Here is a 15,501-nt window from a genome sequence, read left to right on the forward strand (position 1 = left end):
TGATTTCAATGGTCGTAAACGGAAAAAAACTAATCGAAATACTGGACAGAATAGCCGATGTAATCGAAGAAAATAAGCTCATGCTGACCGAGCTTGATGCAGCAATCGGGGACGGAGACCATGGGATCAATATGAGCAGGGGATTCCATGCAGTACGGGAAAAGCTGAAGGATGATGACGGGAGCGATATCGGCATAATCTTAAAAAAGGCCGGGATGGCATTGGTATCGAATGTCGGCGGTGCAGCAGGCCCGCTTTACGGAACGGCTTTTTTAAAAGCAGGTGCCGTGGTGGAAGGAAAGCAGACTGTTGATGTCGCTGATCTGGAAAACATGCTGAAATCTGCTCTTGAAGGGATTAAAATGAGAGGTCATGCAGAACCTAAAGATAAGACCATGGTAGATGCGGCAGAAGAGGCGCTGAATGCGCTGAATTCCTCCAATGCAGCAGGCGAATCGCCCCAACAAGCCATAAAGGCAGCAGTTGATGCTGCATACCTGGGGTTGGAGAACACAAAAGACATGATTGCCAGGAAGGGAAGGGCAAGCTACCTGGCGGAACGCAGCATAGGCCATAAAGACGCAGGAGCAGCATCCTTCGCACTTATACTGAAAACTATATTTGATGAATTATATGGACAGGAGAGTAGCTGATGGTTGGTATTGTAATCGTATCCCACAGCCGGAATGCAGCTGAGGGAGCCAGAGAAATAGCCGCTCAGATGGCACCGGAAGTTTCCATAGCTGCTGCCGGCGGCACTGCGGACGGAAGACTTGGAACAGATATAAACAGCATTCTGAAGGCTATCAGGGAAGTCTATACGGATGATGGCGTTCTGATCATTTTCGATCTTGGAAGCGCCTATATGAATGCGGAAATGGCAGTGGAAATGCTTGATGAGGACATGCGGAAAAGGGTTGAAATTTCTGATGCTGCAATGGTCGAGGGAGCAGCCATTGCAGCTGTAAACAGTGGCTTGTCCAAACCCCTTTCCGAGATAATGAAGGAGCTGAAGCACTGCCGTATCTCAAAGATGCCTTGATGCCGCTTATCGCCACACCGTTTCTGGAACTTCAATTGCAATTGGATCGGATCCGGCATCCAGAGACGATATTTCGAATGCAGAAGAAGGTTTCGATTCGTCAAATCTGTGCCTGAGGTCGATTCTGGCCCAATCATGAGGAGGTATCATGATGTGCCATTCGACATGCATCTCCCATTCGTCAGAGAAAAAAAGATAGTGTGAAACAACCAGCCATTGTGGACTTACCATGGTTCCTGCCCATTCCATCCCGTACGTAATCCCTAATTCAGGATGGTTCGCTTCGAGCCATACGGCAAACTTGTCCCTGAGCTCTGATGCATATTTCTGCCTGTCATCCTCGCCGTCAATGACCTGGAACGTGACCGATTTCTGATCGGTAAAACCGTTCCGACTGCCTGAGACCGTTAATTTTACGGTTTCACCGACAGAGGATTTTCGCGGTATAGCAACAATCTCGGCGACCTGTTCTTCTGTTATTGCATGTTTATATATTATAATGTCGGCATTCGAAGCTTCAGCAGAAAGCTCAACCGGATTTTCACCTGTCGGGCTTTCGTCCGTAATTGTAACCAGGAACACGCAGCGCTGTCCAGGTATAGAATCTCCGTTCAGCTGCTCAGGCATCATTTCGAGGCTGAACGGACTTCCTTCTTCTGTCGGTTTTGAACACCCTGAGGTCAGAAACAAGATTGATGTAAGGAGCATGAATGTCATAAATAAACGTAGTTTATGCATATGAACCCTCCTTATGTGCGATACTTTTTCTGTCATTCCGATACTATAAGAATCTATCTACATTATACATCCTGGCGGTTAAATTGCATAGCATATTCAACTTGTTTTCTGACAACACGACTGTGTTCCATACGTTTCAAAACAATATAAAACGACTGGAAGTGAAGCGCATGAATAATATGAAACACCATCCGGCTGCATGGCTGATACGAAAAATAATGAAAAAGCCGGAAATAACGGGATTGGATAACATAGCGTCCGGAGTCCCCGCTTTTTTCGTCTCAAATCACGTCGGCTATTATGCTCCCGTGAAACTGCTTGTGTTCACCGATTTAAAATTGATTCCCTGGGTAGCCCATGAGCTTACAGAACGGAAATACTGCAGAAGATATCTGAAAACAGCCTTTTTTGAAACAGCTCTTAACCTTAAGTCACCGCTCAGCACGATTGCAGCTGCATTGATCAGCCCAGCTTGTGTTGCAATCATGCGATATATCGGGGCAATTCCTGTTTTCAGAAAAAGCCGGAGCATAATCCTGACAATTGACATGACCGTTAAAAATCTCGAAAAGGGTAACAATATCCTTGTTTTTCCGGAAATTTCAGGGCAGCCTTTAAATGATGTAATTTGCAGATTCGATAGCGGATTTATAAATCTCGCAAGGGTGTACTATGAACAAACCAATAAAAATATGGTTTTTTATCCAGTGTGCGTGAATAGAACGACCAACAGGATCAGCATTGGCAGCAGGATAACCTTTGACCCCGACAAAAAGTTTCATTCTGAAAAGCAACGTATTATCGAAGGCCTTACAGGCAGCATAACTGCAATGTATGACAGTAAGTAAGGGATATTTCTGATATTTTGTCATACTGCAGCTGTTGTTACGGAAAAGTTAAAAATGTATTGCAAATACAATAATTGTGAGTTAAAGGCATTGAAATTGTTTACATAATAGATAAAAAGTAGTATTATTAGATTGTAAAAAAGAACTGAATCGATATTTTGGGAAGGTAGCAGCATATGGCTATAATTAGATACTTATCCTAATTCGAGACCGTATTGCAGCCGACCAGAGATGGCCGGTTTTTGTTTTATTATAAACGAAACCGCTTCTCAGAAAATCAGCTTTACTCACAATAGAGACATTCTTATATCCAATCTTATATGCAATATAATTACATATTTTTTACCTGAACTGCAGAGATTACAAATTCTGTTACCGGACTTTTTATTTTAATTCGCGACTTGGTAAGAACTGTCCAACCCTGTGATGGCAGCACGACTGCCCGTAAATTTACGGAGGTGTTGAGATATCAAGAGAGCTGATTTATTTTGAAAAAGTTTGAAAATCTGTTTGTAACGATGTTTACAACAACAGTAAGGAGGTAATTAATATGAAAAAAAGGTATGCTATAATAGCTTTGGCTATGGTTATGATGTTAGCTGTATCATTACCGGTATCCGCATGCGGCATATTATATACCCAGGGATATTGGAAGAATCATACAGAAGTATGGGATGAGCGCTGTGAATCAACACTTTTACCAAGTGATACATTTTTTGGTTCTGGTATGACCTGGATACAGATGCTGAAAGTTCCGACAAAGGGAGATGCATATATTATACTTGCACATCAGTATATTGCTGCAAAACTGAATTTGTGGACATCCAATGCAGTTCCGACTGAAGCAGTTCTCAATGCATTGTACCGGGCTGAAATTCTTTTCAATGCTTACGACCCTGGAATGATTCCAGAAGGTCTTCGCGAACAGGCAATCCATGATGCTGGAATTCTGGATGCATGGAACAATGGCATTTAGCGGAATTCAGATGAAAATTTTTGTTAGTTCCAGTAATCTTAACAAAGTTGCGAATGCAAAATGATATAAACGTTACTGTTCACTAAATCTGCCCTGCCAGAATGAACTGGCAGGGTTTTTTTTCTTTACTTACAAGCAGAAGATGGAATATAATATGATACCAAGGGTCCAAAGGTCATGTGTTTCATGCTTGCATGAAAAAACATGACTTTGGGACCCGCAAAACATGAGAAAGGAGCCCTAACAGGGCGGATTTCTCATGTTTTAGGATTGTGAGAGCACAAAGTGCGGAACAATCCGTTGGTATCCAAGGGTCCAAAGGTCATGTGTCTCTTGCTTGCATGAAAAAACATGACTTTGGGACCCGCAAAACATGAGAAAGGAGCCCTAACAGGGCGGATTTCTCATGTTTTAGGATTGTGGGAGCACAAAGTGCGGAACAATCCGTTGGTATCCAGGGTCCAAAGGTCATGTGTTTCATGCTTGCATGAAAAAACATGACTTTGGGACCCGCAAAACATGAGAAAGGAGCCCGAACAGGGCGGATTTCTCATGTTTCTAGGATTGTGGGAGCACAAAGTGCGGAACAATCCGTTGGTATCCAGGGTCCAAAGGTCATATGCTTCATGCTTGCATGAAAAAACATGACTTTGGGACCCGTTGATCAAGGAGGATAAAATTATGGAACTATCGATACGTCCAGCTACACTTGAAGATGCAGAAGCTATACTTGCCATATACAGGCCCTATATAGAATCGACCTCAATAACGTTCGAGTATGAAGTCCCGTCAGAGGAAGAATTCAGACTTCGCATGAAAACAATTTGCGAGAAATTCCCGTGGCTTGTATGCATGGTGGATGGAAAAACAGCGGGGTATGCCTATGCTTCCCCACATCATGAAAGGGCTGCTTACCAGTGGAACGCAGATCTTTCTGTATACGTAAGCAACGAATGCCAGGGGATGGGAATAGGCACGATTCTTTATGCGGCACTTATTAATCTTTTAAAGGCCCAGGGCTTCTACAATCTATATGTCCTGATTGCCTATCCAAACAAAAAAAGCGAATCCCTGCACAGGCATTTCGGCTTCACTGATGTCGGCCTCTATAAAAATACGGGCTACAAGTTCGGCGAGTGGCATGATGTACTGTGCATGGTAAAGACATTAAGAGATTTTGGAGGCAGTCCCACCGCGTCTGTTCCGTTTTCAGCACTGGGAACCGATCTGATTGCGGATATTCTGAGAAAAAGCCTGCTTTGACGGCTCATTATGAAAAGATTTGACATATAAAAGGGATAAACATATAATTGTTTTTAGATAATACCAAATTTGAAATAAGGAAGTAATGATATATGAGAGTAATTTCCGGCACGGCAAGGCGCCTGCAGCTGAAGACGATAGATGGACTTGATACAAGACCAACCACGGACAGGATTAAGGAAACCCTGTTCAACATGATACATAATGAAATCGCGGACTGCCGTTTTCTCGACCTTTACAGCGGAAGCGGTGGAATTGGGATAGAAGCACTCAGCCGCGGTGCTGAAGAAGCGGTTTTCGTGGAAAAAAATCCAAGAGCAGTACAATGCATCAAGGAAAATCTGGCTTTTACAAAGCTTCAGGATAAGGCGCGCGTAATGACAGATGAAGTTGTGACAGCAATCCGGAAACTTGATGGCGAAAAGCCTTTTGATATCATATTTCTTGATCCGCCATATCATATGCTTGAAGAGAAGAGGGTCCTTGAGGCACTGCATACTACGACCCTTGTGGATGCCCATACGCTGATTATCGTGGAGGCTTCACTGGATACCGGGTTTGATTATGTTGGCAGCATGGGATTTGAAATTAAAAAAGAAAAGAACTACAAGACAAATAAACATGTATTTATAATACTGAAGGAAGAGGCATAAAAGATTTTATTGTTTCTTGAGACAAGAAGCTGCACAGACCTTTTCTGAGGGGAAGCTGTGTCGTTTCCATGGAGCCGAGAAAGGGCATGGTGGTTAATTTGGTTAGAGCTGTATATCCCGGAAGTTTTGATCCGGTGACTTTTGGACACATAGATATTATTACCCGTTCTGCCTATATGGTAGACGAACTGGTGATTGGTGTTTTGAAAAACAAATCGAAAACTCCGTTGTTTTCAACTGAAGAACGTGTTAATATGTTAAAAGAAGTGACAAAAGATTTGAAGAATGTAACAGTTAAGGAGTTTGGAGGACTGCTTGTGGATTTTGCTTCACAATGTGATGCTAAAATCATAATAAGAGGACTACGGGCCATTACTGATTTCGAATATGAGCTTCAGATGTCACAGACAAATCGCATAATAGCTCCGCACATAGATACAGTATTTTTGACGACCAGCCTTCAATATGCATATCTAAGTTCAACGACGGTTAAGGAAGTAGCAGGATTTGGAGGGGACATTTCTGCTTTCGTACCACCATTGGCAGCTAAAAAAATATATGAAAAATACGGCATTTCTAATTAAGGGAAGATTAAGGAGAGATAGACATGAGCAGCAGAATTGAACAGATTATTGACGAGATGGAACAGTACATCGGCGGGTGCAGGCAGCAGCCATTATCAAAAGTAAACATTATCGTAAACAGAGATGAAATCAGCGAACTGCTGACTGAACTCAGGTTAAAGACTCCGGATGAAATCAAACGGTATCAGAAGATCATCAACAACAAAGATGCGATACTGGCGGATGCTCAGGCTAAGGCAGATTCGATACTGGCAGCGGCAACGATACATACGAACGAGCTGATCAATGAGCACGAGATTATGCAGAAAGCCTACGAACAGGCAAATGAAATTGTAATGATGGCTACGAACCAGGCGCAGGAGATACTTGACAATGCCACAAATGATGCAAATAACATCCGCATGGCATCCATTCAGTATACCGATGAAATGCTTGCCAGCCTACAGAATATTGTTTCTCATTCAATGAATAATTTCAGTTCAAAGTATGAAGGACTCATGAGTGCGATGCAGAATTCAATGGATGTCGTGGCGGCGAACAGGGCTGAGTTGAATCAGTCAGAAGAGACTGCTTCTGCATCAGACGCAGGAAATGAAGCAGACGAAGATTTTGAATTAGATTAATTCTGGTGCAGCGTTCAGATATCAACGTGCGCAAGCTGTTTATATAAGGCATCTGGCATTTCAAATCAATGTTGAAATTCAGATGTCTTTTTTGGCGGACATTTACAGCGGGCGTAAATATTGATTTTTTTCTGGCATTATGCAACAATGAACATAGAGAATGGAAGGTTGAAGAAATGAAAAAATTATCACAATTAGAGCCTGTTAAGGTATTTGAATATTTTGAAGAAATTTCCGGGATTCCGAGAGGATCAGGGGATACAAAAAGGATAAGCGATTATTGCGTTGAATTTGCGAAAAACCGCAGGCTTGAATATCATCAGGATGGCCTTAATAATATAATTATAATAAAAGAGGCCTCTAAAGGCTATGACAATGTTCCGCCGGTCATTATTCAGGGACATCTTGACATGGTCTGTGAAAAGAAGCCGGGAAGCACTCACGATTTCAGTAAAGATGGACTTGAACTCGTTATGGACGGAGACTTTGTTTCAGCAAAGGATACTACCCTCGGTGCAGATGACGGGATTGCCATTGCATACGCCCTCGCCCTCCTTGACGATGAAGAAATCAGCCATCCAAGGCTGGAAGTGATCTTCAGCGTTGATGAAGAAACAGGAATGGACGGAGCCCATGGACTCGACATGACACCGATCAAAGGAAAAAGACTGCTGAACATCGATTCGGAAGAAGAGAACATACTTCTTACCAGCTGTGCAGGAGGGCTCAAAGGACATTGCTGCCTTCCGGTGGAATATGTGGAAGAAACCAGGGTAAAATACCAGGTTTCCATCAGCGGGCTGATCGGAGGCCACTCGGGTACGGAAATCGACAAATGCAGGGCAAATTCCAACAAGCTTATGGGAAGGCTGCTCCATTATATAGACAGTGAACTGTGCTTTGGCATAATCAGTCTTGCCGGCGGGCAAAAGGACAATGCCATACCAAGGGAGACATCAGCCGAGCTTTTCATAGACGAAAGCGATACGGAAATCTTTGAGGAAATCATTGCAGAATTCGACGATATACTCAGGAACGAATACAAAACTGCTGATCCCGGAATCAGGGTTGCATGCAAAAATATGGGACTCCAGACCGGCAGGATGCTTTCACCGCGCAGCCGTGAAATTGTCATTTTCATGATCATGAATGCACCGAATGGCATCCAGTCTATGAGCGCAGATATTCCGGGACTGGTTGAAACATCTCTCAATATGGGGGTTCTGAAACTCGAAGAGTCAGACCTTAGAATGATATTTGCAGTCAGAAGCTCAATCCGTTCTGCGAAAGAAGCCCTTAGCAGCCAGCTGAAATATCTGACGGAATTCCTGGGCGGAGAATACACGATTTCCGGAGATTATCCCGGGTGGGAATTTAAAAAGGATTCGGAATTCAGGAAACTTATGGTAGATATCTATAGAAAGCAGTACGGTGCAGAGCCTCAGATACAGGCGATACATGCGGGGCTTGAATGCGGAATACTATGCTCGAAGAAGGAAGATCTTGATATCGTGTCTGCAGGACCGGATATTTTTGATATCCATACTACTGAAGAAAGGCTCAGCATATCATCCGTTCAGAGATTCTGGGATTACCTTTTAGAGATCCTTAAGGCCGGCGTATAATATCATATGTGACTATGAAGGACATAGCCCTGAATAGTTACATATTTTCACAATTTGATGTAAGGAGAGGGTTTTTATGGAAATACAATTATGGAGGGAAATACTCAATCCCTATGAACTGGCGGTAGAGGAGCTGACTGTAAAATTCGATCATCTGGTCAGGGAGCATAAAGCCAGCGGTCTTTATTCTCCGATCGAACAGGTTGACGGGAGGGTCAAAGCAATCTCAAGTATTCTTGAAAAAGCCCAGAAGAAGCATATCCCGCTGGATGAAATAGAGGAAAAGATAGAGGACATTGCCGGAATCCGAATCATATGCCAGTTCGTAGAGGATATCAATAAAGTGGTCGAACTCATAAAACAGCGGAATGACATGGAGGTCAAAAGCGAAAAGGACTACATTACAAACATGAAGTCCAGCGGATACCGAAGCTACCACATGATTGTCTACTACCAGATCCAGACGCTGAAAGGCCCAAAAAAACTGCAGGTAGAGATCCAGATCAGGACTCTGGCAATGAATTTCTGGGCTACCATCGAGCATTCGCTTCAGTACAAATACAAGAAGAACATGCCTGAACATATCAGAAGCAGGCTGACAGGAGCGGCTGACGCCATTATCCTTCTCGACAAGGAAATGTCCCTGGTGAGAAACGAAATTATGGATGCCCAGAACTCCTTCCAGATAAAAGCCAATATTGTGGCCGATATCCTGAACAACATACAGAACCTCTACAAGGTAGCTAACAAAAGAGAGGTCCTGAAGATACAGGACGAATTCTACAGAATATACGAATATGACGATATAGAGCAGCTGGAGCGCTTCAACAAGCAGCTTGATATCATTGCTGAAGGCTACAGGGCACAGAATCTGTCGGATATACACTAAAACGAAATGGAGTTATGAAACATGGAATTACCGGTTCAATTTGCGGAATTAATGAAAAACCTTCTTGGGAATGAGTATGAGGATTATCTGGCCAGTTATGCCAATCCAAGACTCTACGGCTTAAGGGTTAATACGAATAAAATAAGCTGTGAGGAGTTTGAAAAGATTTCTCCCTTCCATCTGAAGAAAATTCCATGGATACCGAACGGCTATTATTATGGCGAGGAGGAATCCCCTGCCAAACATCCATATTATTTTGCCGGGCTTTATTACCTTCAGGAACCGAGTGCGATGACGCCAGCCAGCCTGCTGCCCATAGAGGAAGGGGACAGAGTCCTTGATCTCTGCGCCGCACCTGGTGGAAAGAGCACCGAGCTTGGCGCAAAGCTGAAAGGAACCGGAGTCCTAGTGGCAAATGACATCAGCGTTTCAAGGGCGAAAGGGCTCCTGAAAAACATTGAGCTGTTCGGGATCAGCAATTCCCTCATCGTAAGCGAGACACCTGAAAAGCTTGAGCAATATTTCACGGGATATTTCGACAAGATTCTGATTGATGCTCCCTGTTCCGGGGAAGGGATGTTCAGGAAGGATCCGGCCATGATCAAGAGCTGGATAGAAAAAGGCCCTGAGTTCTATGCGGAAATACAGAAGGGAATCATTCTTTCGGCTGCAAGGATGCTTAAGCCCGGCGGCATGATGCTTTTTTCCACCTGCACGTTCTCTCCTGTTGAAAATGAAGGGACCATCGCATATCTCCTCGAGAACTGCAGCGGCTTTTCTATCATGGAGCTTCCACAATATGAAGGCTTCTCCCATGGATTAGGAGGAGGAGAGTTTGAAAAATGTGTCCGTATCTGGCCCCACAAAGCGCAGGGCGAAGGGCATTTCATCGCACTTCTAAAGAAAGCAGAAGATGATGGCGTTACCGCTTCGCATATTCGTGAAAACAGGGATGATAAGGTTCTGTACACGGAAACAAAGCCTGCTAAAAACAAAAAGGACAGACCGGATAAGAATCAGAAAAAGCGGGGCAGATCTGTATCCGTAGAAGAAGATCCAGATAGCGGATTACGAGAGCTAGAGAACTTCATCGCAGATGCAGGGATAAACAGGGAAGGCAGGATCCTCAAAGTACACGAAGGGAATGCCTACCTGGTCCCGGAAGGCACAGAAGGCATCAGGGGGTTCAGATTCCTGCGTACGGGCCTTTTCCTCGGTGAACTCAAGAAGAACCGTTTTGAGCCCAGCCAGGCCCTTGCAATGAGTTTTATGAAAGAAGGATATCCGAATACCGTAAACCTTCCTGTTTCTGATCAAAGGGTGATCCGATACCTGAAGGGCGAGACCATAGAGCTGGAGGATATAACGGACCAGAAAGCGTCGGGATGGCGTCTTGTGTGTGTCGACGGTTATCCTCTTGGATGGGGGAAACTCACATCCTGTTCGCTAAAGAACAAATATTATCCGGGATGGAGATGGCAGATATGAAACCTATCAGATTAGATAAATACCTGGCAGATATGGGTGCCGGGACCAGAAGCGAGGTCAAGAACTTTGTAAGAAAAGGGCTTATCAGGGTGAACGGCGAAACCGTAAAATCACCTGAGCTGAAAGTCGATGCCGACAGGGACATCGTCGAGTACAATGGAAGATGTGTCGGTTATGCCGATTTTGAATACTACATGCTTAACAAACCGGCTGGATGCGTCTCGGCAACACGTGACAACGTTTCTGAAACGGTCCTTGAACTTATCGTTGATAAAAAGCGGAAGGACCTCTTCCCGGCAGGACGACTCGATAAAGATACGGAAGGGCTCCTTTTTATAACAAATGACGGGGATCTTGCCCACAGGCTTCTTTCACCGAGACACCATGTAGAGAAGACGTATTTTGCTTTGATTGACGGAATAGTAACAGAGGAAGACAGGGCGCTTTTCAAAGAAGGCGTGGATATAGGCGAAAAGGAGCTGACCCTGCCTGCCGATCTTAAGATACTCACAAGCGGGATCCAGTCCGAAATTGAGCTTACGATTACCGAAGGGAAATTCCATCAGGTAAAAAGGATGTTTGAAGCTGTCGGGAAAACGGTAACCTACTTAAAGCGGGTTTCAATGGGCGGAATTGCCCTTGATCCAGGACTCAGACCAGGTGAATACAGAAAGCTGACGGAAGAAGAACTTGAAATACTGCGCAGCCAGGATTCAGCTGATATCCAGAGGAGAATAGAATGTTAAAAAATGTTAAAACAGCCATTTTTGATTTGGACGGCACACTTGTCGATTCCATGTGGATGTGGAAAACGATCGATATCGAGTTTCTGGGCAGGTACGGTATCAGTCTGCCGGATGACCTCCAGAAGGAAATCGAAGGAATGGGATTTTCCGAAACAGCTGTCTATTTCAAGGACAGGTTCGGCCTAAAGGAGTCCCTTGATGAAATAAAGCACGAATGGAACAGGATGGCGTTCGATAAATATCAGAACCACGTTCCGATGAAAAAAGGAGCAGTCCACTTTCTGCAGCAGCTCAAGGATAACGGCATCAGCCTTGGAATTGCCACAAGCAACTCCAGGGAGCTGGCTGAGACTGTGGCAAAGGTCCACGGACTTGACCGCATGTTTGACACGATTATAACAGCCTGCGACGTAAGGGCCGGGAAGCCTGCTCCGGACATCTATCTGAAGGCAGCAGGAGACTTGGGAGCCCATCCGGACCACTGCCTTGTTTTCGAGGACGTGCCGATGGGAATCCTTGCAGGAAAAAATGCAAGAATGCGTGTATGCACCATTTACGACGAGTTCTCGGCTGACCAGGAAGAAGAAAAACGCTCACTCGCTGATTACTATATAAAGGATTATGAAGATATAAAATTCGGAACATATGAGGTATTAAAAAATGATTAAAGATTTTCTCCCAATCAGCAGAGCTGATATGGAAAAACGAAACATAGAAACTCTGGACTTCGTCTATGTGACAGGCGATGCATATGTCGACCATCCGTCCTTCGGACCTGCAATCATAAGCAGGATTCTCGAAGTGAACGGATATACAGTCGGCATAATAGCGCAGCCTGACTGGAAAGACAGGAATAGTATCAACATCCTTGGAACGCCGAGGCTCGGCTTTCTCGTAAGCGGCGGAAATATGGATTCCATGGTAAACCACTATTCGGTTTCCAAGAAAAGACGTACTACGGATTCCTATACCCCGGGCGGTGTAATGGGAAAAAGGCCTGATTATGCAGCGACTGTATACTGCAATCTGATCAGGCAGACCCATAAGGAAACACCGGTCATTGTCGGCGGAATAGAAGCCAGCCTGAGAAGGCTGGCCCATTATGACTACTGGTCAGATGGCATCAAACGCTCGATGCTGCTGGATTCCGGAGCAGATATTATCTCCTATGGCATGGGCGAACGCTCAATCGTAGAAATTGCGGATGCACTGAACAGCGGCATCGCCATCCAGGACATCACCTTCATCGAGGGGACCGTCTACAAGACGAAAGACCCGTCATCCGTATATGGAGGCATTTTCCTTCCGGAATTCAGGGAGATCAAGGAATCAAAAGAAGCCTATGCAAGGAGTTTCGCCATACAGGACCGCAACACGGACCCTTTTTCCGGCAAGCCTCTTATTGAAAAGTACGCTGATAACCTCTATGTGGTGCAGAACACTGCTTCAAAGCCTCTTTCCATGTCTGAAATGGACAGGGTATATGCCCTGCCGTACATGAGGGATTACCATCCTTCTTACAAGGAGGCAGGCGGGATTCCGGCGATCCAGGAAGTCAGATTCAGCATCATCAGCAACAGGGGATGCTTCGGCGGATGCAGCTTCTGTGCCCTTACATTCCATCAGGGCAGAATCATACAGGCAAGAAGCCATGAATCCATCCTTTCTGAAGCTGAACAGATGACCTGGGAGGATGACTTCAAAGGGTACATCCACGATGTCGGTGGACCAACTGCAAATTTCAGGGCTCCTGCCTGCGACAAGCAGCTTACAAAGGGTGCCTGTGTCAATAAGCAGTGCCTCTTCCCGAAACCGTGCAGCAATCTCAACGCGGACCACAGCGATTACCTTGGTCTCCTCAGGAAACTGAGGGAGCTTCCAAGAGTAAAAAAAGTGTTTATCCGTTCGGGGATCCGTTTCGACTACATGCTCGCAGACAAGGATGAGACTTTCTTCAGGGAGCTTTGCGAGCATCATGTAAGCGGACAGCTGAAGGTTGCGCCTGAGCATGTGTCGGATAAAGTACTTCAGAAAATGGGAAAACCGGAGAACAGCGTATTCAAAAAATTTTCAAAGCGCTTCAAAGAAATAAATGAAGAAATCGGCAAGAAACAGTTTATGGTTCCATACCTGATGTCTTCCCATCCGGGTTCGACACTGAAGGAAGCCGTGGTTCTGGCTGAATACCTGAGAGACCTGGGATATATGCCGGAGCAGGTGCAGGATTTCTATCCGACCCCATCGACAGTTTCAACATGCATGTATTACACAGGCCTCGATCCAAGGACAATGGAAAGCGTATACGTACCGACAAATCCTCATGAAAAAGCCATGCAGAGGGCGCTGATCCAGTACAGGAATCCGAAAAATTACGATCTTGTAGTAGAAGCACTGACACTGGCCCACCGCACAGACCTCATCGGCTTTGACAAGAAATGCCTGATACGTCCCCGCCAGGGAGACAGGCGATTTGCCCCGGGCGTGCAGAAACAGAAGCAGCAGGAGAAGAAGCCTGTTAAGAAAAAAACAATAAGAAACGTACATAAGAAAAAATAAAGGAATGACAGGGGGAAGCATTATGCAGATAGCGATCGTCACAGGCGCATCTTCAGGTATTGGAAAGGAATTTGTATTTCAGCTGACAAAGGCATACAGGAATCTTGATGAAATATGGGTAATTGCAAGGCGTGAGGAACGCCTTGTTGAACTGCAGAAAAAACTGCCGCTAAAACTCCGGATCCTGACCTATGACCTCACTGAGGAAGGAAGCATCACAGCCCTTAAGGAACTGCTGGCTGAAGAAAAGCCGCAGATCAAGGTGCTTGTCAATTCCTCCGGGTTTGGAAAAAGAGGGTATTTTGAGGAGAATTCCTACGAGGATATCAAGGGGATGATCGACCTGAACTGCAGGTCCCTTACCGAAATCACCTATGTGTGCATACCATACATGTCGAAAGGAAGCCGCATCATACAGCTCGCCTCTTCAGCTGCATTTATGCCGCAGCCGAACTTTGCTGTCTATTCTGCCAGCAAATCCTTTGTCTTCAGCTTTTCAAGAGCCCTCAGAAGGGAACTGTCCGGCAAAGGCATCTACGTAACCACGGTATGCCCTGGGCCCGTAAGAACGGAGTTTTTCGGAATAGCGGACAGCGAATGTCCAAGGCCCATGTTTAAAGATGCCTTTATGGCAGATCCAGTCAAAGTGGTCAGCAAGGCGATCAGAGATTCCCATAAAAAGAAGGAGTATTCCATCTATGGCGGAGTCATGAAAGCATTTTATGTCCTGTCCAAAGCAGCGCCCCACAGGGTCCTCATTTTTTTCGCAGATAAATTTTTTTCATAAATATTTTTATTCAGCGGCGGCCTAAACCGCTTCTGTTATTTGACAATGAACATGGAAAGGTAATACGGGAATGAAAGCGGTAAAAGGAACATTTGGCTATTTGGAGACGCATAAAAGAAGGATGATCAGGAACACGCTGCTGACTTTCGGCCTGGTTTTGGCAATTTTTCTGGCGGGTATCCTGACCCAGAAAACGAAACTGAATGGCTTTACGATTTTTGCCATATTATGGTGTCTGCCTGCCAGCAGGCTTGCAGTCAACCTGATCGCCCTATTTCCAAGAAAAGGGATTGCGGAAGACAGATACCGTGAGCTGGAAAGCAGATACGGAGACAGGCGGCTGCTCTATGAAGTCGTAATCACATCCTATGACAGCGTCATGCCCTTTGACTGCATTGCCCTTGATGGCGGCAGCATCTTCGGACTCATAAAAGATGAGAATTCTGATACCTATGCAGCAGCAAAGTTTATCCGGGAAACGCTGGGTAAAAGCGGCCATGAAACAAATGTGAAGATATTTACAGATTACAAAAAATTCACAGAAACTCTGGATGGAATCCAGGCGCAGCCAGAAGAGGCGGAAACTGCAGAATCTGCAGAGACAGAAGAAGGCGGGAAACTGACAAAGAAAGAGCAGGAAGACAGGATCATCAAAACTCTTCTTTCGATTTCCCTATAGGAGA

17 protein-coding genes are annotated in these 15,501 nt (G+C 45.0%); 16 read left to right on the forward strand and 1 reads right to left on the reverse strand.

All coding sequences use genetic code 11. The features are described from left to right. The first annotated feature begins 8 nt into the window (after positions 1–8). Both dhaL and dhaM read left to right on the forward strand, forming a co-directional pair. Entirely contained in the window at positions 9–653 is a 645-nt protein-coding gene (dhaL, locus tag BJR36_RS00895; protein ID WP_091228793.1) for a dihydroxyacetone kinase subunit DhaL, read from the forward strand. Further along, the gene (gene dhaM, locus BJR36_RS00900; RefSeq protein ID WP_091228796.1) at positions 653–1,042 is read left to right on the forward strand and encodes a dihydroxyacetone kinase phosphoryl donor subunit DhaM; all 390 of its coding nucleotides are present in this window, start codon (positions 653–655) and stop codon (positions 1,040–1,042) included. Before dhaL ends, dhaM begins: the two co-directional genes overlap by 1 nt. A 6-nt stretch (positions 1,043–1,048) precedes the next feature. On the opposite strand, the gene BJR36_RS00905 is transcribed toward dhaM, so the two are convergent. Beyond that, positions 1,049–1,780, reverse strand: coding sequence for a hypothetical protein (locus BJR36_RS00905; RefSeq protein WP_139133499.1), 732 nt, complete (start codon positions 1,778–1,780; stop codon positions 1,049–1,051). A gap of 170 nt (positions 1,781–1,950) precedes the next feature. On the opposite strand from BJR36_RS00905, the gene BJR36_RS00910 reads away from it, so the two are divergent. The 14 genes from BJR36_RS00910 (at position 1,951) to BJR36_RS00975 (ending at position 15,497) form a co-directional block, all read left to right on the forward strand. After that, on the forward strand, positions 1,951–2,628 hold the full coding sequence (locus BJR36_RS00910; RefSeq protein WP_091228801.1) for a lysophospholipid acyltransferase family protein: 678 nt from the start codon (positions 1,951–1,953) through the stop codon (positions 2,626–2,628). Between the two features lie 550 nt (positions 2,629–3,178). Next, positions 3,179–3,604: a hypothetical protein gene (locus BJR36_RS00915; RefSeq protein ID WP_091228804.1), complete on the forward strand. Its 426-nt coding sequence runs from the start codon at positions 3,179–3,181 to the stop codon at positions 3,602–3,604. 681 nt (positions 3,605–4,285) lie between these two features. Next, positions 4,286–4,867 carry a GNAT family N-acetyltransferase gene (locus tag BJR36_RS00920; protein WP_091228806.1) on the forward strand — a complete coding sequence of 194 codons (582 nt, stop codon included), beginning with the start codon at positions 4,286–4,288 and terminating at the stop codon, positions 4,865–4,867. A gap of 92 nt (positions 4,868–4,959) precedes the next feature. Beyond that, entirely contained in the window at positions 4,960–5,520 is a 561-nt protein-coding gene (gene rsmD, locus BJR36_RS00925; RefSeq protein ID WP_091228809.1) for a 16S rRNA (guanine(966)-N(2))-methyltransferase RsmD, read from the forward strand. A gap of 98 nt (positions 5,521–5,618) precedes the next feature. Then, positions 5,619–6,104 (forward strand): pantetheine-phosphate adenylyltransferase, encoded by a 486-nt coding sequence (gene coaD, locus BJR36_RS00930; RefSeq protein ID WP_091229869.1) that lies wholly within the window; start codon positions 5,619–5,621, stop codon positions 6,102–6,104. A 23-nt stretch (positions 6,105–6,127) separates the two neighbouring features. Continuing rightward, positions 6,128–6,727: an ATPase gene (locus tag BJR36_RS00935; protein ID WP_091228811.1), complete on the forward strand. Its 600-nt coding sequence runs from the start codon at positions 6,128–6,130 to the stop codon at positions 6,725–6,727. Positions 6,728–6,903: 176 nt separating this feature from the next. Next, the gene (locus BJR36_RS00940; RefSeq protein WP_091229872.1) at positions 6,904–8,352 is read left to right on the forward strand and encodes an aminoacyl-histidine dipeptidase; all 1,449 of its coding nucleotides are present in this window, start codon (positions 6,904–6,906) and stop codon (positions 8,350–8,352) included. Positions 8,353–8,428: 76 nt separating this feature from the next. Continuing rightward, a complete protein-coding gene (locus BJR36_RS00945) occupies positions 8,429–9,241 on the forward strand; it encodes a GTP pyrophosphokinase (RefSeq protein WP_091228814.1) in 813 nt (270 codons plus the stop codon). A gap of 21 nt (positions 9,242–9,262) precedes the next feature. Then, entirely contained in the window at positions 9,263–10,729 is a 1,467-nt protein-coding gene (locus BJR36_RS00950; RefSeq protein ID WP_091228817.1) for an RsmF rRNA methyltransferase first C-terminal domain-containing protein, read from the forward strand. After that, positions 10,726–11,475 carry a pseudouridine synthase gene (locus BJR36_RS00955; protein WP_169823553.1) on the forward strand — a complete coding sequence of 250 codons (750 nt, stop codon included), beginning with the start codon at positions 10,726–10,728 and terminating at the stop codon, positions 11,473–11,475. The genes BJR36_RS00950 and BJR36_RS00955 overlap by 4 nt, the downstream gene beginning before the upstream one ends. Then, positions 11,469–12,143: an HAD family hydrolase gene (locus BJR36_RS00960; protein ID WP_091228822.1), complete on the forward strand. Its 675-nt coding sequence runs from the start codon at positions 11,469–11,471 to the stop codon at positions 12,141–12,143. The genes BJR36_RS00955 and BJR36_RS00960 overlap by 7 nt, the downstream gene beginning before the upstream one ends. Beyond that, on the forward strand, positions 12,136–14,031 hold the full coding sequence (locus BJR36_RS00965) for a YgiQ family radical SAM protein (RefSeq protein ID WP_091228824.1): 1,896 nt from the start codon (positions 12,136–12,138) through the stop codon (positions 14,029–14,031). The genes BJR36_RS00960 and BJR36_RS00965 overlap by 8 nt, the downstream gene beginning before the upstream one ends. Positions 14,032–14,053: 22 nt before the next feature. Then, complete coding sequence (locus BJR36_RS00970; protein ID WP_091228826.1) at positions 14,054–14,818, forward strand: SDR family NAD(P)-dependent oxidoreductase; 765 nt, start codon at positions 14,054–14,056, stop codon at positions 14,816–14,818. Positions 14,819–14,888: 70 nt separating this feature from the next. Further along, positions 14,889–15,497 (forward strand): hypothetical protein, encoded by a 609-nt coding sequence (locus tag BJR36_RS00975; RefSeq protein WP_091228828.1) that lies wholly within the window; start codon positions 14,889–14,891, stop codon positions 15,495–15,497. The last annotated feature ends 4 nt before the right edge of the window (positions 15,498–15,501 follow it).

The sequence above is a fragment of the Anaerobium acetethylicum genome (assembly GCF_900096945.1).
In the GTDB taxonomy this organism is placed as follows: Bacteria; Bacillota; Clostridia; order Lachnospirales; family Lachnospiraceae; genus Anaerobium; species Anaerobium acetethylicum.